Origin of the sequence: Labilibaculum manganireducens, from assembly GCF_002843385.1 — a bacterium.
Taxonomy (GTDB): domain Bacteria; phylum Bacteroidota; class Bacteroidia; order Bacteroidales; family Marinifilaceae; genus Labilibaculum; species Labilibaculum manganireducens.
In genome coordinates, this window is record NZ_MVDE01000004.1 from 106710 (window position 1) to 126189 (window position 19480).

Annotated in this window: 17 protein-coding genes; 15 read left to right on the plus strand and 2 right to left on the minus strand. The window is 34.7% G+C overall.

All coding sequences use genetic code 11. The annotated features are described in order from the left end of the window. The first annotated feature begins 370 nt into the window (after positions 1–370). From BZG01_RS04250 to BZG01_RS04255, 3 genes are all read left to right on the plus strand, one after another. A complete protein-coding gene (locus BZG01_RS04250; protein WP_101308588.1) occupies positions 371–1828 on the plus strand; it encodes an NAD(P)/FAD-dependent oxidoreductase in 1458 nt (485 codons plus the stop codon). A gap of 32 nt (positions 1829–1860) precedes the next feature. Continuing rightward, on the plus strand, positions 1861–2019 hold the full coding sequence (locus BZG01_RS21500; protein WP_180327202.1) for a hypothetical protein: 159 nt from the start codon (positions 1861–1863) through the stop codon (positions 2017–2019). Between the two features lie 171 nt (positions 2020–2190). Beyond that, positions 2191–2637, plus strand: coding sequence for a NanQ anomerase/TabA/YiaL family protein (locus BZG01_RS04255; RefSeq protein ID WP_143470828.1), 447 nt, complete (start codon positions 2191–2193; stop codon positions 2635–2637). A gap of 180 nt (positions 2638–2817) precedes the next feature. Here BZG01_RS04255 and BZG01_RS04260 read toward each other — a convergent pair whose 3' ends face one another. Further along, the gene (locus BZG01_RS04260; protein ID WP_101308590.1) at positions 2818–3861 is read right to left on the minus strand and encodes an NAD(P)/FAD-dependent oxidoreductase; all 1044 of its coding nucleotides are present in this window, start codon (positions 3859–3861) and stop codon (positions 2818–2820) included. 145 nt (positions 3862–4006) lie between these two features. Between BZG01_RS04260 and trhO the strand changes: the two genes are divergently transcribed. From trhO to BZG01_RS04305, 9 genes are all read left to right on the plus strand, one after another. Further along, entirely contained in the window at positions 4007–5062 is a 1056-nt protein-coding gene (trhO, locus tag BZG01_RS04265; RefSeq protein WP_101308591.1) for an oxygen-dependent tRNA uridine(34) hydroxylase TrhO, read from the plus strand. A 307-nt stretch (positions 5063–5369) separates the two neighbouring features. After that, positions 5370–6371, plus strand: a complete 1002-nt coding sequence (locus BZG01_RS04270) for a tRNA dihydrouridine synthase (protein ID WP_101308592.1) — start codon at positions 5370–5372, stop codon at positions 6369–6371. 104 nt (positions 6372–6475) lie between these two features. After that, positions 6476–6724, plus strand: coding sequence for a hypothetical protein (locus BZG01_RS04275; protein ID WP_101308593.1), 249 nt, complete (start codon positions 6476–6478; stop codon positions 6722–6724). A 278-nt stretch (positions 6725–7002) separates the two neighbouring features. Then, on the plus strand, positions 7003–7239 hold the full coding sequence (locus BZG01_RS04280; RefSeq protein ID WP_143470829.1) for a hypothetical protein: 237 nt from the start codon (positions 7003–7005) through the stop codon (positions 7237–7239). A 358-nt stretch (positions 7240–7597) separates the two neighbouring features. Next, positions 7598–7969 carry a tyrosine-type recombinase/integrase gene (locus BZG01_RS04285; RefSeq protein WP_101308595.1) on the plus strand — a complete coding sequence of 124 codons (372 nt, stop codon included), beginning with the start codon at positions 7598–7600 and terminating at the stop codon, positions 7967–7969. A 102-nt stretch (positions 7970–8071) separates the two neighbouring features. Beyond that, positions 8072–9046, plus strand: a complete 975-nt coding sequence (locus tag BZG01_RS04290) for a hypothetical protein (RefSeq protein ID WP_101308596.1) — start codon at positions 8072–8074, stop codon at positions 9044–9046. Then, entirely contained in the window at positions 9027–9590 is a 564-nt protein-coding gene (locus BZG01_RS04295) for a hypothetical protein (RefSeq protein WP_101308597.1), read from the plus strand. The genes BZG01_RS04290 and BZG01_RS04295 overlap by 20 nt, the downstream gene beginning before the upstream one ends. 720 nt (positions 9591–10310) lie before the next feature. Beyond that, positions 10311–10883, plus strand: a complete 573-nt coding sequence (locus tag BZG01_RS04300; RefSeq protein WP_101308598.1) for a Crp/Fnr family transcriptional regulator — start codon at positions 10311–10313, stop codon at positions 10881–10883. Between the two features lie 53 nt (positions 10884–10936). After that, a complete protein-coding gene (locus BZG01_RS04305; RefSeq protein ID WP_101308599.1) occupies positions 10937–11671 on the plus strand; it encodes an MBL fold metallo-hydrolase in 735 nt (244 codons plus the stop codon). Positions 11672–12231: 560 nt separating this feature from the next. On the opposite strand, the gene BZG01_RS04310 is transcribed toward BZG01_RS04305, so the two are convergent. Continuing rightward, positions 12232–12933, minus strand: coding sequence for a DNA-binding domain-containing protein (locus BZG01_RS04310; protein WP_101308600.1), 702 nt, complete (start codon positions 12931–12933; stop codon positions 12232–12234). Between the two features lie 1013 nt (positions 12934–13946). On the opposite strand from BZG01_RS04310, the gene BZG01_RS04315 reads away from it, so the two are divergent. Genes BZG01_RS04315 through BZG01_RS04325 form a run of 3 tightly spaced genes read left to right on the plus strand, consistent with a single transcriptional unit; the run spans position 13947 to position 19224 of the window. Continuing rightward, positions 13947–14258: a helix-turn-helix domain-containing protein gene (locus tag BZG01_RS04315; RefSeq protein ID WP_245870257.1), complete on the plus strand. Its 312-nt coding sequence runs from the start codon at positions 13947–13949 to the stop codon at positions 14256–14258. After that, positions 14258–17344 carry an Eco57I restriction-modification methylase domain-containing protein gene (locus tag BZG01_RS04320; protein WP_101308601.1) on the plus strand — a complete coding sequence of 1029 codons (3087 nt, stop codon included), beginning with the start codon at positions 14258–14260 and terminating at the stop codon, positions 17342–17344. The genes BZG01_RS04315 and BZG01_RS04320 overlap by 1 nt, the downstream gene beginning before the upstream one ends. Positions 17345–17346: 2 nt before the next feature. Next, positions 17347–19224, plus strand: coding sequence for an HsdM family class I SAM-dependent methyltransferase (locus tag BZG01_RS04325; RefSeq protein WP_101308602.1), 1878 nt, complete (start codon positions 17347–17349; stop codon positions 19222–19224). Positions 19225–19480: the final 256 nt, after the last annotated feature.

A 19480-nucleotide genomic window follows, 5' to 3' on the forward strand; every position in this document is an offset into this window, starting at 1 on the left:
AAGTGAAAGATTCTTCGTCCCGATTCATCGGGATCAGAATGACAATAAAAATGAACTTTTCGGACATCCTCTTTTTTCTTCTGTTTGTTATTTGTTTCAGCAACCATAAGTTTATAAAGATTCTAAACAAATAAAATCTTCCTCCAAAAGCCCAATACTTTCAAGCTCAAAGCTCTAATCCGTAATCTGCAAAAAATCAAAATCAGCAATAAAACACGAATATCTCAAACCATACATCTAGATATCTGAATATTATTCTTTAAATTAGATAATTAACAAAAGAAAACTGAATGATTGACATTTACTTTTCTTAAACAGATTGTATTTGAATTACATACAAACCGACACATACTCTAAATTCAAATAAATTATGGCCAAAATCGTTGTTTTAGGAGCAGGTATTTCAGGACATACTGCTGCTGCATTTATCAAGAAAAAATTAGGAAAAAAGCATGATGTTGTTGTTGTTTCTCCAAACAGTTATTACCAGTGGATTCCTTCCAACATTTGGGTTGGAGTAGGCCGCATGAGTGTTGATCAGGTTCGGTTCAAGCTAAAAAAAGTATACGATAAATGGAAAATCGACTTTAAGCAAGCCAAAGCTGTATCGATCCATCCGGAAGGCAATCAGGAAATTACCAAAGGGTTCGTAAGCATTGAATACACCGATCCTGAAAGAAAAGGTGAAACAGAGCAGATTGATTACGACTATCTGGTAAATGCAACTGGACCGAAACTTAATTTTGAAGGCACCCCGGGATTAGGTCCCGGTAAAAATACAGAGTCGGTTTGCTCCTGCGATCATGCCATTCACGCATGGGAAAAACTACAAGCTTGCTTCAAAAAAATGGAAGCCGGCGAAAAACAAACCTTTCTTATTGGAACCGGCCATTCGATGGCAACCTGCCAAGGAGCTGCATTTGAGTACATTTTAAATGTTTCCTACGAAATAAGAAAACGGAAACTGGAACATTTGGCAGAATTAATTTGGATCACTAATGAATATGAATTGGGCGATTTTGGAATGGGTGGCGCTTTTATTAAACGCGGCGGTTACATCACTTCAACCAAAGTGTTTGCAGAATCTTTCTTAATTGAAAACGGAATTAAATGGATTAAACGTGCAGGCGTATTCGAAATTGAACCCGGCAAAGCAAATTACGAAACTCTCGATGGCGAAAAGAATTCCGTTGCATTCGATTTCTCGATGCTGATTCCCGGCTTTTCGGGGGTTGGTTTAAAAGCCTTTGGTAAAAATAACGAAGACATCACCTCTACTGTTTTTGCTCCCAACGGATTCACTAAGGTGGATGCGGATTACGCAGCAAAAGATTTTGAGGAATGGAAAGCTGCCGATTGGCCTGAAACTTACCGCAATCCAACCTATCCAAATATATTTGCCCCTGGAATTGCTTTTGCTCCTCCACATTCCATTTCGAAACCAATGAAGAGCAAAAACGGAACGGCCATTTTCCCTGCTCCACCACGCACCGGAATGCCGTCGGGCGTATCAGGTAAAGTGGTTGCCTTAAACATTGTAAACTTAGTTAAGAAAGGTGAACACGAATTAAAGCACAGAGCTTCGATGGCTAAAATGGGTGCTGCCTGCATTGTATCAGCAGGATTTGGCATGACCAAAGGTTCGGCTGCCACTATGACCGTTTATCCTATTGTGCAGGATTGGGACAAATATCCTGAATGGGGACGAAGCATTAAATATACCATGGGAGAACCCGGATTAGCCGGACATTGGCTAAAATGGACCATGCATTACATGTTTCTGCACAAAGCTAAAGGATACCCGTTTTGGTGGTTGTTGCCTGAGTAAAATGAAGTTGAATTTGTTAAAACAGATATACCATGAATACTACAAAAAGAAGAGGTTATTACGAAGAAGCCTATCCCCCAATGCCAACCAAAACCACCAAATTTTGGCGCAAAGAAATCTTCTATCAAACCTATCGGTTCCTTGTTCTTAATATGAAAATTATCCGAATTGTTGTAATGGGGCATTCATAAATAAGAAAAAGTAAAACGGAAAATTTACAGCTTGTAAATTTTCCGTTTTTATATTCCTCATAATTCTGCATTCTCCCACAATTCGATCTCTAAAAAATTTAAGTAAAATAAATCACCCGACCGGAACCCAAATTTTCAAGATTATTTCGAACTTTGAAAAAAATTGAAAAAATGATAATAGATAAAATTGAAAACTCACAGCTTTACGCTGGAGTAAGTGAGCGAATTGCCAAAGCATTTGCATACATCAACAGTACAGACCTGCTAAATACCGAGGTGGGGAAATATGAAATTGACGGAGAAAATGTTTTTGCTCTTGTTCAGGAATACAACACAAAAAATCTGGAAGATTGCAAACTGGAAAGTCATTTCGAACACATCGACATTCAGTATGTAATTTCGGGAACAGAAAATATGGGAGTAAGTATTTTAAGTAAGCAAATTCCTCATACAGTAAACAATGAGAAAGATGTTGCATTTTATAAAAACGATTCAACTCTTTTCGAACTAACAGAAGGAATGTTTGCTGTCTTTTTTCCAGATGATCTTCATTGCCCTTGCATTAAAAATGGTGAAAATTCGAAGGTTAAAAAACTGGTTGTAAAAATCCGCATCTAATTTTAGAAAAAATCTGCAGCTGTAAGCAAGAACTCCATTTCTGCTTACAGCTATTTTATATGATTATAATTTGTTTTTTAGTTACCATATAGCCTGTTCTGAACTTGTTTCAGCTCTTCTCTGGAAAAATAAACTGACAAAGAGATTGCTTACCGAAGCTGCGATCAAATGATTTCTATTTTATAAAAACCGCCTAATATCAACCTCTTTGGCCAAAGGATAATCGTTAACCGAGAGAAAACGAACCATTTCGCGGGCAAAATAAGGTGCCAGCATCACTCCTTTGGTACCCAAGCCATTAAAAATTGCCACATGTTTATGAAGCGGATGTGTTCCTAAAACCGGACGACGATCGATTACGGTTGGACGTATCCCAGCCCAATGATTTACGACTGTGTAGGGCAATGAAATTAAATTATCCAAACGCCCCAGCAAGTCCATTCTGGCTTCTAGGGTAAGTTCTTCGTTCCGGTTTTTCCAATCGTAGGTTGCTCCTATTTTAAACCGATTTTTCCCAAGTGGCATAACAAATAGGTTCTTATTAAAAATATAATCTTCGGATAAACCTTCGCACTCAATTTCCAGCAATTCACCTTTTGTCGGGTTAAAACCAACATCCTTAAAATAAGGATTTTCAGCAGCATGATGTCCTTCACAAAAAACAATTGTCTCGGCTGAAATTCCATGCCAGGTAATTCCCCCGCCAATAAACCCGATATCTTTGTACTTAAAATTTGCCTCTGCTAATAGTCCTTTCGATTTAAAGAATTTCCGCAGTTTTTTCAGCAATTTATCCAAAAGCAGATAACCGGAGTTGGTTACCTGCCCATAAAAATCAAAATCCTTAAAGCCTTTCCCAATCGAATTGCTTCCCATCCCCACAATATAATCGGAGAAGCTGGCATCTCTCATCCTCTCTTCCCACATTTTCTTTTCATTATCCGCTAAAGGCTTTATAATATCCATCGGGAACAAGAACCGGCACCCAAGATCATTCTCCAAATCCTGATATATTTTTGTCATAACAGGCAAAACATCATCCACCATCCAGCTCTTGGTAAGCCGCTTAAAAACAATTGGATTATACATTCCTGCAGCAACACTGGAAGCAGCTCTTTTATCGGGACTCGCAACAATCGTAAAGTTAAGTCCGGCCCTGTACATATCATATGCAAGTAAAGATCCTGCTATTCCCTGTCCTACAATCAGAAATTTCTTTTCCATAAATTCTTGTTAAAATGATTCTGCAAACATAGTAATTTAAGACTAACATGTCCTAATTTATACTCATCAGTCTTTTTCGTGCTTGTTTGAATGTAAAAAACCATTACTTTTGCAATGTTTATTAATTCTAAATTAGAATAACAAAATGCTGCTTCACAATAAACTTAGCAAAGAAGAACTAAAGAAACAACTTGAAAACGAAAACTTTAGCAGAAAAACGTTTTCATTTTACCGATATGTGATTATTGAAAATCCACAGGAATTTCGTGATAAATTGTATCAGAAATGGTTTGAATTAAAGGGCAAGGGAAGAATATACATTGCCCGCGAAGGGATAAATGCGCAGATGAGCATGCCCGAACACCATTTGGAAGAGTTCTTTTCTTACTTAAACAGCTTGCCCGAATTGCAGGATATGCCCATAAAATGGGCGGTTGAAGATGATGGAAAATCGTTTTACAAACTAATTGTAAAGCTTCGTCCTAAAATTGTTGCCGACGGATTAAACGACAACGCATTTGATGTTACCAATGTAGGAAATCACCTCTCTCCGCTTGAGTTTCACGAGCAGGTAAGTGATCCCGGTACTATCGTGGTAGATATGCGCAACCATTACGAAAGTGAAGTTGGCCATTTCGAAAATGCGATTTGTCCCGATGCCGATACTTTTCGCGAAGAAATAGACATTGTGGTTGATAATTTAAAGGATAAAAAAGATCAGAAAGTTTTACTTTACTGCACCGGAGGAATTCGCTGCGAAAAAGCCAGTGCTTACTTAAAGCATCACGGTTTCGAAGATGTAAACCAATTGCATGGCGGTATAATTGCCTATGCACAGGAAATAAAACAACTCGGACTGGAATCTAAATTCAGAGGAAAGAATTTTGTGTTTGATGAACGATTGGGCGAAAGCATCAACGAAGAAGTAATTGCCAAGTGTCACCAATGTGGCAAGGCCTGCGATACTCATACCAATTGTGCCAACAACGATTGCCATTTGCTCTTTATTCAGTGCGGCGAATGCCGCGATCATTATAAGGGGTGCTGTACCGATGAGTGTGCTGAAATTATTCAATTGCCCTTGGAAGAACGCATCCTTTTGCGGTCGAAATTCCACCATAAATACAGCAAAAGTCAGATTTACAGACAGCGGATCAGACCAAAGCTAAATCAATTACAAATTAGGAATGATAAGTTATGATTACCCCTAAAGGGATACAATTTTCAAGGTACAAGGAAAAATAAGGTACAAGGAAAATAAGGTACAAGGAACAAGTAGAAAGGAAAAAGGAGAAAGGAAAAAGGAGAAAGGAACAAGGAGAAAGGAAGGAACACAAACCATCATTTGCACCGTGCTTTAGTCCGGCGATACAAGGAAAAAAAAATGTCATCCTGAACGAAGTGAAGGATCTCTTCGATGGAGTCGGATTCCTCGGGATGAAGTAGTAAAAACAAAGACGCTGTCAGCGTTCTTCGAACGCTTACAGGTCGATAATTTATAATTAAACATGAGCAATTTTTGGCACAACATACCAACTCCCAGCTTCTCACTCGCTCCTATGGAAGACGTGACTGATACCTCGTTTCGCGAGATTGTTTTACAAACTTCACAGGAAGGGAAACTGAACATTCTATTCTCAGAATTTACTTCGGTTGAAGGTATGTGCCATCCCGTAGGACACGAAAAGGTAAAGCACCGCCTGCGGATTAACGATTCGGAGAAAGCATTGCTAAAGCAGAAAAACGTGAAGATAATTGCACAGATTTGGGGAAAAGATCCGGAGAAATACTACAAAACTGCTCAATACATTGCCCGGGAAACCGACTTTGACGGCATAGACATCAACATGGGCTGTCCGGTAAAGAATGTGGTGAAAAACGGATGCTGTTCGGCACTTATTGCACAGCCCGATCTGGCCAAAGAAATTATATTGGCCACCAAAGAGGCCACCAATCTGCCTTTGAGCGTAAAAACCCGCATTGGCTTTAAGCAGGTAGTTACCGAATCGTGGATTTCCCACCTTTTGGAAATGCCGATTGATGCGCTCACCATTCACGGACGCATACAAAAACAACTGTCAAACGGACTGGCCGACTGGAACGAAATCGCGAAAGCGGTGCAATTAAGAAATCAACTCGCACCGAATATTAAAATAATTGGTAACGGCGACGTGGAATCGTACGAAGAAGGACTGCAAAAAGTGGCACAGTACGGCGTAGATGGCGTGATGGCAGGCCGTGGTATTTTCAAGAATCCCTGGTTCTTTTATCCCGATAAGGGAGAAGTGAGCATGGACGAAAAGCTGGCCCTGCTGAAAGAGCACACCCGCGTTTTCGATACAACCTGGGGAAGTGAAAAGAATTTCGCTATTCTGCGGCGTTTCTTTAAGATTTACACCAGTGGATTTGCCGGCGCTTCGGCTCTGCGCAATACTTTAATGAACTCACACAATGCAAAGGAAGTTTACGAAATGCTCAATCAGTTTGCAGCTGGCAAAATAAACAGTTAAAAAGTAAAGTGGAATAATTGTTCTAATTTGTTACGCAACCTATTGCTCCTTTCAGCATCAGTAAATTAGACTTAATTATTCGCCCAAAATTTACAACAGTAGTTATGAAGCCATTTACCTCAGCAATGATTATTCTTCTATTAACCCTTTGCCATTTTGTCGACATTGAAAGTAGAAAGAACTCCGATTACACAACAGGAAACAGCAAAAAGAACAATCGCCCGACAATAGAGAGTAAAACATTTAACAACATCGAATACGAAAAAGCTGTCATTGAATCCTTACGCACCGACACGGTTTATTACTCCTACAAAAACTCCGGACCAACAGAAATTTACGACGATCTGAACTAAATAATTTCAGTCTTGCTGATTTTTCTCTTTTTGCATGCAAGATTTTCGAATAAGTTCTGCTCTTCGAACATCTGAAGGATTTTTTCCAGTGTCGTACACTCCTCTCTCAAAGCACTTAATTTTCCGGATTTCTTCCGAATAACACTAAAAAGTACCCCATCCCCTTTCGGGGATATTCATTCAAATTTTTCGGGAAATTTGCCAGACAATACCCCGAACAGTTAACGGCCACAAATTTTGACACCACCAAAACTGACCGCTCCCAACAGCTAGCGCGCGTGCTTTTCAACCTGTTGAACAAGATTGACGGCGTAAAAAACAGCAAAAACAGACCGGAAAAGCTGATGCGCGACAGAGCCTGCACCTACCTGAAACAATTGGTCGACGAAATTCGTGCTTATGGCAAATATGCCTTCTGGAACGATGAGGAGAAACAAAAGAGGTATTCGAGTGAGTATCAAAGAAGAAAATTCGCAAGAAACACGAAAGAGAAAACAAGCGATAATTCTCTGTAACACCCACAACTGTTGACTTGTTTTGCAACAGGAGCTTAACTTACCCAACAGACACTTAAATATATGCAACTGGAGGGTGAATTAAGCAACTGAAGGATAATACTTACAACAGGCATTAAAATTTGGCAACTGAAATACCAATTGCTCCAACTGGAATACCGATTCAAGCAACTGGAATCATTTTTTTTAATTACTACATACAACTGAAGAAAGGAAACATCTCTGGCTTAGGCCGGGGATGTTTTTTTTGTTTTTTCCGGCAAAAAGATCAGCCCCTTCCCTGCTTATTTAATTTGATTCTGCTTTGCTAAACAATATTCATTTTATAATTTAGTAACCCTTTAACAAGAGCATGTAAATGAGCACAAAAATCCACTTATCGGCCAATACGCATCGCAGTAAAGACAGAACAAGCATATTATCTGAAAGCCTGACAATGGTTTTAAAAAAATATTTGGATAAGAACAGAGCGAAATATAATCCTGGAACAATTGTTAAAATTGTTATAAATGCAGGTAAATTAGCAAATATTGAGAAACATGTAACACCACATATGTTACGACATTCTTTTGCTACACATTTATTGGAACAAGGAACTGATTTACGTTACATTCAAACTATACTAGGTCATGATTCGAGTAAGACAGCAGAGATTTACACTCATGTTTCTACTCAAAATATTAGTCTAATTAAGAATCCAATTGATGACATTTTTAGTGATTCATCATAATATGTGAAATATAAACGAAATAAAGCCCATTGCTTTATTTAGGAGTTGCAGCACATTTGCAGAGACCCGAGTGGATAAAAATATAGATTAAATAAACCTAAGATGGCAAAAATTCTACTTTCAACTTATACAATAAGTTTGAGACCTAAGAAAAAGAAGGATGAATATTATATACTCAATAATATTAACGGATTAGACTTTTATAACATTATCAAAGATTTTATAGAGGCAATAGAACGAAATCCCATTACGTTACTACATTCCGTCGAGAAGAAGACGAAAATTAGTTTGACTTTGCGATTAGGAGACGAGTATCATCCTCTGTCTACACAAAGAATATTTTATGGTCGATTTGAAAGTGGTGCATCGGGTAGAAAAGGTACAATAAGTGATATTCATGCAAATGAAGATGTATTTTCAATGCAAGAAAATCATGCAAGAATGCATCCTTTGTTTTTCTACATAAGCATACCAAAGGGAAGTAAAAAAGCATATTTGATTCTACAACGTGAAAGTAATTTTGGAATTAAAAAATTATTTGAAAAATCATTAAGGTACTATCTAAATAATTCAGGCTATGATGAATTCCTTCCTGAAGTAGATAACTTCTTGCTACCAAGTGCCATTCAAGCGTTATTGGAACATGGTAAAGTAAATTCTGTAACACTTTTCCGAAAAGAAATTCCTCATGAAATTGATGATTTAATGGATAATAATTGGAAAAAAGACGAGTATACTCTTAAAACAAAAACAGTTATTACAGATAAGCATGGTGTTCCAATAAAGGGTTTACTTGAAAAGATATTCTACAGAAACTTCAAGGATAAGGAATTAGAATTAAACGGTAGTACAGAACAGTATGAAGATATTAGCTTTACATTAAGTGGAGACGATAAGCAAAAAACCTATTATATGAATAGACAGAGCCGCTCTCTTCCAGACTGGGATGTGACAGATAAAATTAAATGGGACGGTTATATGCCAAGCGTTGATTCTTTAAAACAATTAGCTGAAGATGAAATAAAGGAAATGGTAGAATTAGTTAATAGGAATAGACATGTTGCTACCGAAAATTAATTTAACAAAAATAATAACAGGTCACTTAAAGACACTTCGGAGTATAAGGACAAATAGGCCATCAATAAATGATTTGATTACCTTTCTCTTAATACCTCTCATTTTTAGTTTGACTTGTGTCCATTTTGATGTTAAAATAGGCTCTAATGAACTTGGAGTATGGGTGACAATTTTAGCAATACTTGCAGGATTTTCTTTTAACTTACTAGCAATAATATTTGGTTATTTTGATAAATTAAAGGCTAATATAAATAGTAACAATGAAAAAGACCAAGAGTTAAAAAAGATATACTTAAAAGAAATTCATCAGAATATTTCGTTTAGTATTTTAAATTCTTTATTCTGTATCTTTTTTTTACTACTCTCAATGATTGATTTTACTCAAATTGACCCAATAGAAATAGGAAGTAAATTGAACATTAAACTTGTCTTCTTAGAATATATAGTAGATTTTACTCTTTACTTTTCAATGATATTTTATTTATTTACTTTATTAATGATTATTAAGAGGCTTAATGTTTTGTTTAAGAGAGATTTAAATTAACAAAAACGTGCTACAGTCGAGTAAGCTAGGGGAATTTGACTTCGTCGATTTTCAATTCACCCCTAACTTCTCACAGAACCGTATCCCGAAAAAAATCGGGACAGGCAGCAAATCTCTCAATTCATACGGCTATTATTATGCAGTCAATTCAATATTAGGTCAACTGATAATCCAATGTCCAATGATAAAATAGATTGGGATAACAATTACAGATATGCCTTAACCATCTCACAGCTTTCACTTTGCTGCGCTTAAAGCCTTTGTATTTGTTCAATATCCACTTTATCATACGATAATGCAGGTAATAAAACACGGGTTTCATGTACCATTCACAATCTCACAAATCCGGTACTGTTCGTCAGTACCAGATTTTGTAGTCTCGCTTGTTACTCCCTATGGTCGTTGTCTACACTTCGTTTCGGCACACTGTATACCTCACGGTAAACCAGCTTGCGGCTTACTAATGTTTCCAGGAATCACCCCAGTACATAAGGGACTTGCACCCTCTGTATTTTCTTTTACAAAACTTAACATTATAAAAGAACTTTTACTAAATTTACCATTCAAGGCACACACACGAGGTCATAAAACATTGGGGTAGATGGTAGTTTTCAAATGTCTAAGCTCACATCAAACTTGGTTGCACCTTGATAGGAAATCAGCTCCGAAATCGCCAATTTTTCATACCGCCAAACGTAATACGATAAAATATTGAAATGAATGAAAACTATTCTATTTGATACCATAAAGGAAGAAATAATAGTTTCTGATAAAGAAGTTGAAATTTTGACTTCAGTTTTTCAAATCATTACCAAAAAGAAAAATGAATACCTAGTTAAAGAAGGCTCTTTATCGCCAAACTTATATTTTATAATTAAGGGATATATCAGGTGTTTTTATATTGATGATGGCAATGAAATAACAACACAAATTTATTCTGCTAAAGATTTTTTGACTTCATTTGAAAGTTTTCTTAATAATCAATATTCAAAAGAATATATTCAATGTACTTCTGATTGTACTTTATTAAGTATTTCAAAGTCTGATTATGACAAGTTGTACAAAGAGGTTTCAAACTGGGCAGCCTTTTGTAAAAGCGTATATGAAAAATATATTGTTAAAATTTCTGAACGAGCTAACTCCCTTCAGAATTTGTCCGCATCAGATAGATATTTAAGACTCTTAAACACTCAACCCAATATTGCTTTGAATACAGCAGTAAAACACTTGGCTTCTTACCTTGGCATAAAACAGCAATCATTAAGTCGTATCCGCAAAGATATAATTAAGTAACATATGTGATTTTTTTAGGACTAGTTTGCTCATAATTTTGAAGAAAAAAAGTTATGAATAAGGTAATCCCAATATCAATCTGGTCAAAGGGTATGATAAATTGTTTCTTGATTAAAGGAACTGAAAAACACATACTGGTTGACACAGGTGTTCCAAATAGTGAAAAGAAGATTATGAGACAATTGAAAAAACAGGGTATTAATAAAAAAGATATAGGACTAATAATTATCACCCATGCTCATATTGATCATTTTGGAAGTGCCTATAAATTAAAACAACTTTTACAAGCTCCCATTTTGGCGCATCAACTAGATATAGAATCATATATAACAGGCAAAGCGAATATTTCAACCATGAAACTCAATAAGCCTCAATGGTGGTTTTTCAAACAAATTATTAAAAATCAAAAGACAGAACCTTTCCAACCTGATATTTTAATTAGTGGAGATCTTGAATATGATTTAAAGAAATGGGGCATTAACGGGAAAGTTATTCACACTCCAGGCCATACTCCTGGATCCTTATCAATAATTTTGGAAAATGGAGAAGCTATTATTATGGATATGATGGCATCTGGAATTTTACTTGGTGGAGTAATGTTTCATAAACGAATCAAGCATCCTCCTTTTCATGACAATCTTATTGAATTAAAAAATAGTTTTGACAAGGTGTTATCTGTAAAGGCAGAGATATTTTATCTTGGACATGGAGGTCCGGTAAACAAAACCCAGATAACTAGATACTACAATAAATATCTAAAAAATATAAGTAGTAAAAGTTATGCGTAAGTAGTCTTTGTAAGAAAACGCCAAATACTGAGTTACACTCATTTTTGAAACAGTCATTTACAATGAATAAACTCTTTGGTTTCAAAAACTTCGAAAGCCTTGTCTTTGACTATTTATTCGTATTAAGCAAATATACCAATGGCACTCATGATTTTCAATTCTTATCAAAGACCTGAAAAACGTTAATTTTCTTGCCGTCACTAAGTAAGATTAAACCTTTTATTGAATTATTATCTAACAGACAATAACCTAAAATAGAGGAACACTTCGCCCCTGTACTATCTGGTTTTAGAATCAACACTGAAAGAACCCGAAAGAGTCTTTTTTTTGTACTGCATTTTTTGAATTCCCTGTTCGATTGCTGTACAAGTACTAGTACAGGTATCGGACAAGTACTTGTACAGGTATCGGACTACTACTTGTACAGGTATCGGACCACTACTTGTACAGGCATCGGACAAGTACTGGTCTTATTCTAAAAACAGGTATAAGTGGTAATATCCTGACAAAATAAAAGCCAATTCGTAAAAAATTGGCTTTTATAACAATCAATAAAACAATTAACTAACAGGTACAAGATCAATTAGCAAACGACCTGCTTTAATATTTTTACGATTCTTTTTTGCCGCTCTTACCTCTACCTGAAAACTTCCTGTTTTTAAGGCTTCAGGCACAAAAAACAACAATTCAGAGGGTTTGTTTTTCACCACATCAGCAACCTTGGTTACCACACCATCACCCGCGATAAAAAAGATTCCCTGATCATCATCTTCCTCATCGAATTTTAAAAGCGATCCTTTTAGGGAAGCAATCTGACCCGGACTAAAGGTCTCGTTTACGGCTTTGGTTTTTAAATCGGTAAATTGTTGAATTACTGGCTGTGCCGCAGATATTTCTACCTTGCGCAATTCGATATTCCCAACCGCTTCGGACAAACGACTGCCGGCATTCAGCTTCAAACGAATAGAATGGCGTGATTTATCGAAACTATCGCTCTGATTAACAAACACACCCGAAATACTCGGATACACCTTAAACAGCTCGGTGTTTACATTGTTGCCACTGGCCACGGCCTGCACCACAGCATAATTAAATTCTTCGATTACCGATAAAGCTTCGGCCTTGGTTACGGTAGAGCCTTTGCCAATCATTTGCTCAACAATTTGCTCTGTGCCAATGGTTTCGTTATCGGTTACCATGCCCATGTAATCATCAGGATCATCGGTAAGATGATTTGGAATTAATCCGTACCTTAGTGTCATAATTTGAAAAAATTATATAAAAGGGACAGGGCCCGTTGGCTGCATTTCCTACCCGCAAAAGTTGAAGATGCTCGGCCAATGGGTTGCCTGTTTTTTTTGTATTGTTAAAAGGCGGCTATTTGTTGCCAAACCCCCTCCCTACGTAACAAAAACAGATTGAAACTATTCAATTATCCCCACATATCAAAACCATAATTGGTAAAACAGATCCATTTTTATGCTAACAAGTACACATCAACCAGTGGCATGCTTTCTGTTTACTGGGCTTTGAGGAAAAATGTAAAAAATGTTAAATTTATCAGATTCTCAAAAATTCACCACAACAGCTCACAACACATAAACAGACATTTATTCCTGACTAACAACACTAAATCCTTAATAAATCAATTTTCCTTAATAAAGCCAGGCTGGCAACACAAGACACAACCCCCTGACTGCGAATCCTTTCTTCACTATTTATATTGATAATGAATAAGCGAAGCTACTTTCCTATTTTTATTTTATGCTTACTTTTAGGCGTGTTTGTAAAAACAAGTGGATTTTACACTGCCACAAGTAAAAACATCTCTTGCAAAAACAAAGTATCCATTAAACGTATTTTTAACGAATAACAACAAGAATAACAACAACTTGCAAGAAGTAACAGATAAGTGGGATAAAGTACATTGTACTTTGCACATACGTTGTATGCAAGGCAAGAAGACCAAATAACATAGAAATTAACTGATAATAAGATTTGAAAAAACGAATAGAAGATATTGGCTCATTGATTCAAAGGTGGTACAAGAAAAAAATAGTTTTTTGCCCCCGCGCTTCTACCCTTCGGGACAGTTAGGGAAGCCAGCCCACAATAGCACATTTGCAAATCACACAAGCCAACTCACGACCAAAATTTGCAAAAGAGCTATTTTTCCTCCGCTCATTGGTGCATGTTGAAAAGTATGTGAATAAAATCTATCGTTTGCATCCCATGAAAAAATAATATTTCATACATTTGACAAATAATGTCAAGAATGATATTTCAAATGGATAGTATTGGAGATATAATAAGAAAGAAAAGAGAAGAAAAAGGAATGCTACTCCGACAGCTTGCAGCTATGGTCGAAGTTGATTCTGCAATTCTCAGCAAGATTGAAAGAGGAGAGCGAAAAGCTCGCCGTGAACAAATTATTAATATTGCAAAAGCTTTGGAGCTTGACGAAAAGAGAATGCTGATTGAATTCTTGAGTGAGAATATTGCTTACGAAATCATTGATGAAGATTCTGCTACTGATGTTTTAAGAGTGGCTGAAAGTAAGGTTAAGTATTTTAGGAAAAATAAGTAATGGCTAGTAGGAAAGAAATATTACAAAATTTGATTGAGAAATATCAATTATATAAAGAACAAGGGCGTTTAGACCTGAGTTCTGAAGAAACCATGCGTACATGGATTAATGAACTACTTGCTATTTTTAATTGGGATGTGAGAGACACATCTCAGATTTTACAGGAAAAAGTTTTATCTAAAGAAGAAAAAGAACGTTTAGTTGAAATAGGGTCAACTTACACAAGACCTGATTATACATTTAAAAGAGGAAACGAAAAACTTACGTTTCTAGATGCAAAAGGAACATATGTTAATTTGGAAACAGATATTGATGCTGCATTTCAGATTAAATCTTATGGATGGTCAATAATAGCACCTTGTGCTTTTATAACTAATTTTGAGGAATTTGTAATCTACGATTGTACATATATTCCAGCACAGAGACAACCTGCGAATTTTGGTCGAATTTATCTGAAAATTGATGACTATATTGAAAATTTTGAGGTTTTAGAAAATCATTTACTCAAATCTAATATTCTTAATGGCAAGCTATCTCAAATATACTCTGATACTTTAAGAGGAGAAAGAGAAATTCAGAAGTTATCTCCAGACTTTTTGTTTGCTCAACAATTGTCCGAATTTAGATTATCTCTTGCAAATAATATTCTTGAATCCAATCATGATTTAATCCAAGGTAATTCGGAATTGCTTGCATATATTACACAAGTAGTAATAAATCGCATAGTATTTATTCGAATCTGCGAAGCAAGGAAAATTGAGAAAGAAGGATTGTTATTAGATTTTCAAAGAAACGGATTTTGGAACTCATTTAGAGATTCATCATACAATGATTTTTACGAACATTATGATGGACCTCTATTTGACCGAATTAATAGTATTCACGAAATAGAAGTTCAAAATGATGTTTTCAATAGTTTAATTGAGAAGTTATATTATCCATCACCATATCGTTTTGATGTTATCCCAACGAAACTTTTAAGTGATATATATGAAATTTTCTTATCCAAAAGACTTTTTATTGAAAACAACAAAGTAATAGAAAAGCTTAAACTTGAATATATAAAAACAAATGGTGCTGTAAGCACTCCGCAATATTTGGTTCAGGATTTAATAAAAAGAACCATTGCTAAAAATATCATTGTAAGCGAAGGGCTTAATAGTGTTTTTGCAACTAAAGTTCTAGATTTTGCATGTGGCAGTGGTATTTTCATTGTTGAATTATTTGATTATTTGCAAAGTGTCATTGTAGAATATCATTCGGAAAATCCGAATGAAAAGTATTCAAGTTTATTTTTTACAAACGAGCACAATACAACTTTAACTATTGAGGGTAAAAGAAAGCTAATATCTGATTGCATTTATGCAGTTGACATAGACCCAGAAGCTGTTGAAGTAGCAAGAATGTCTTTGTCTTTAAAGGTAATTGATAATGTTGAGTTCCATGAAAACTATCAAGAGATTGGTGTCTATGGTAATCAGATTTTAAACAATGTTGGGAATAATGTAAAATGTGGAAATACTCTAGTTTCGTATGATATAACTGAGAAATATGCTACGATAATTCAAAATGAAGAACAACTTTTAAAAACAAACCCATTTGATTGGCGGTCGGAACAAGGATTTGCAGAGATATTTAATGGAAATGAAGGATTTGATTATATCATTGGTAATCCACCTTACGTTGAAGTTAAGAACTACAACGTTGAATATCCTTTTATGCATCAGTATATTAAGGATAATTACCAAACGACAAAAAACGGAAAAGTTGACTTATCTGTTGCATTTATTGAGAGAGGAATAGAGCTTTTAAATGGGAATGGAAAACTAGGGTTAATTATCCAAAAGCGATTTTTCAAAACAGAATATGGTAAGAAAATACGTGAATTCATAAGTTCAAATCAATTGCTTTTTCAGGTAATTGATTTTGAAACCACGAGTTTATTTAAAGGTCGAATTACTTACATTGCATCTCTTATTCTCGCTAAATCACAACCTGATACAGTTTCATTTATTAAAATTTCAAATAAATCAGAAGAAATACCTTTAAAACTTCAACAACTTCCTACAATAGAAGTAGATAATTCAAAATTCATCGAAATTCCTTCCAATGGTTTTGATACCAATCCTTGGAACTTTGATAATGCAGACTTATTAAGTATTAAAACTGAATTATTAAACAGACATGGAAATTTTGGCAACTTTGCTAAAGTAAGAGTTGGAATTCAAGTACTTTGGGATAAAGCATATCATTTAACAGTTAAATCGAATAATGAAAATGGAACTATACTTTGTGATTCTCATCTTGAAAATGGTTTCAATATAGAAATTGAGGCATGTCGTCCTTTAATAGTTAATGAAAGATTTTATCCATTTTGTTCTGATGCAACAAGTACATATGTAATATTTCCATATGATGTAGTCGATGGAAAAAAAGTGCAAATTCTATTTGATGATTTTTGTGAGCGTTATCCTCTTGCTGGCAGGTATTTATCAAGAAATGAAGCAACGATAAAAGAAAATGTTGAAACATATGCTGATGATAAATGGCATTTATTCACAAGAGAAAATAATCATCAGCGAATAGAACCAAAAGTTTTAATTCCAATGACAGCAAATGATACATTTGCTACAATCACACAAAACCCTTTAAATTATTGTGATAATGCTAATATGTTTTTTGTTGATATTCCAAACAAGTCAGAAAACAATCTTTATGCAATAGCATCAATCATAAATTCAACGTTGTTTTCCGTTTGTGCTAGGTCAATTGCAAATCCACAACAAAATGGATATTTCAAGTTCAACAAACAATTTATTGAACCAATTCCATTCCCTAAAGAAAACTACATTAATAGTGAAGATTTAGTTGAAGAAATAGCATTGATAGGTCAAGATATTGAACAGTTACAGAATCAATATTTTTCGGCGTCTCCTCGTCAAAAGAATATCCATCGTAACACCTTAAATACCTATTGGAATAATTTGGACGAGAAAGTTTATGAGTTGTATCAACTTTCAGATTTAGAGAAAAATTATTTCAGGAATCGTGGTAGAAATATTAACCGAACTCAAATATTATATTAATTATGATACGCAAGGATATAATTACATATTTGAAAAAATATTCGGACAATTTAACAATGTCAAACAAGCTAATAGTTGGTGCTTATTTAAATTTTAATGATATAAAAGTTACTAACAATAAATTAATTTTAGATTGTATTAATGGTAATGACATTGATGTAATTAAAGAGTTTACTAACCTTGTTAAGGAAAAGAACGGAAAATTTAACCTTGAAGATGTTACAGAACTATTTGAAACTACAATTCCATCAAATGATGTTATTACGAATGGAGCTGTTTATACACCTTCTTTTATAAAAGAACATATTGTCGCAGAGGCTTTAAATTCATCTAAAAAAGAGGCTTTAAGTAGCATTACATTGACTGATATTGCTTGTGGAACTGGAGCTTTTCTTCAAACTACAGCAGAGCAATTAAAAGAGCGAACAAACAAAACTTATTATAAAATATTTGCTGAAAATATTTTTGGACTTGATATTTCAGAATATACAATTGATAGAGCAAAAATTTTATTGACACTCCTGGCTATCTCGAAGGGCGAAGATGAATCTATTTTTAAATTCAATCTATATGTCGGTAATGCATTAGACTTTAATTGGAATGATACAATTAAAAACTTTGCGGGATTTGATGCTGTAATTGGAAACCCTCCCTATGTTCGTGCAAAGCATATTAGCAAAGAATCTAAGGAATTGATGAAAAATTGGGAAGTTACAAAATCAGGGAATCCTGATTTATATATTCCATTTTTTGAAATCGGTTTAAATTGCTTAAAAGAAGATGGTTATCTTGGTTTTATTACTGTAAATACTTTTAAACGGAGTGTAAATGCACGTAACTTAAGGGAATATTTCAAAAACAATAAACTTAATGTTTCAATTATTGATTTCGGAAGTCAACAAATTTTCGAGAATAAATCAACTTACACTTGTATAGTATCCATAAATAAAAACAAATCTGATATAGTAAAGTATGTCAAAGCAAATGCAGAAGACATAAAGAATAATTCTCTTAAGTCTTTAACTGAAATTAAATACAAATTATTAAATACAAATAAAGGTTGGCTACTTAATAAAACTGACATACTCCTAAATATTGAAAAACTTGAAAACAATGGAATTTCTTTAGGAAATAAATATTCTATTAAAAATGGACTTGCTACACTGAGTAATGATATTTTTATTTTTAAACCAGTGGATGAAGATGATAGATATTTTTATCATCAAAATGGAAAGCTCCATAAAATAGAAAAAGGTATCTGTCGAGATATTATTAAACCAAACAGGCTAAAAAGTGAAACTGAAATATCAACATTAAAAGAGCAGATAATATTTCCTTATCAAGCTAATAGCATGCAATTGAATATGTTTGAAGGAGGCAAGGAAAAAGTAAGTGTATTTGAAGAGAGCTATTTTCAAGATACTTTCCCTAATGCTTTTGAATATTTAAAGTATAATCAGCAGCAACTATTTAATAGGGACAAAGGTAAACCTAAGAAATATAAATGGTTTGAATTTGGGCGTTCGCAAGCTATTAATGATTATGGCAAAAAGCTATTGTTCCCCTATATGTCAAGTCAACCATATTTTGTTTATACCAGTCAATCTGATTTGTTGTTATATGCAGGTTATGCAATATTTTGTGAATCAGAACGAGAACTAAAAGTTGTAAAGCGAATACTAGAATCTGATGTATTTTGGTATTACATTAAAAACACCAGTAAACCCTATTCTGGCAACTTTTATGCTTTAGCTAAAAACTACGTTAAAGATTTTAGTATCTGTGAATTAACAGAAGATGAAGAGGATTTCTTATTAGATAATAACTCATTAAATGACCGCAATGTATTTTTAAAAGATAAATATGGAGTATCAATATAGCCTTCCCACACAGCCAAGCACAATTGCAATTCGCACAAGCCAACGCTCAACCAAAAATTGCAATAGAGCTTGTCTGTTTGCCAACGCTTTTTTGCCGACCCTAAAAACTATTTTTTTCAGGAACAGCAGTGCTTCGATTGAGTGGATTTTGGATTGTAGTAAAATGATAATAAACTGACAATGAATAAAGCCCAGCATACAGTCAAGTAAGCCAGGGGAATTTGACTTCGTCGATTTTCAATTCACCCCTAACTAC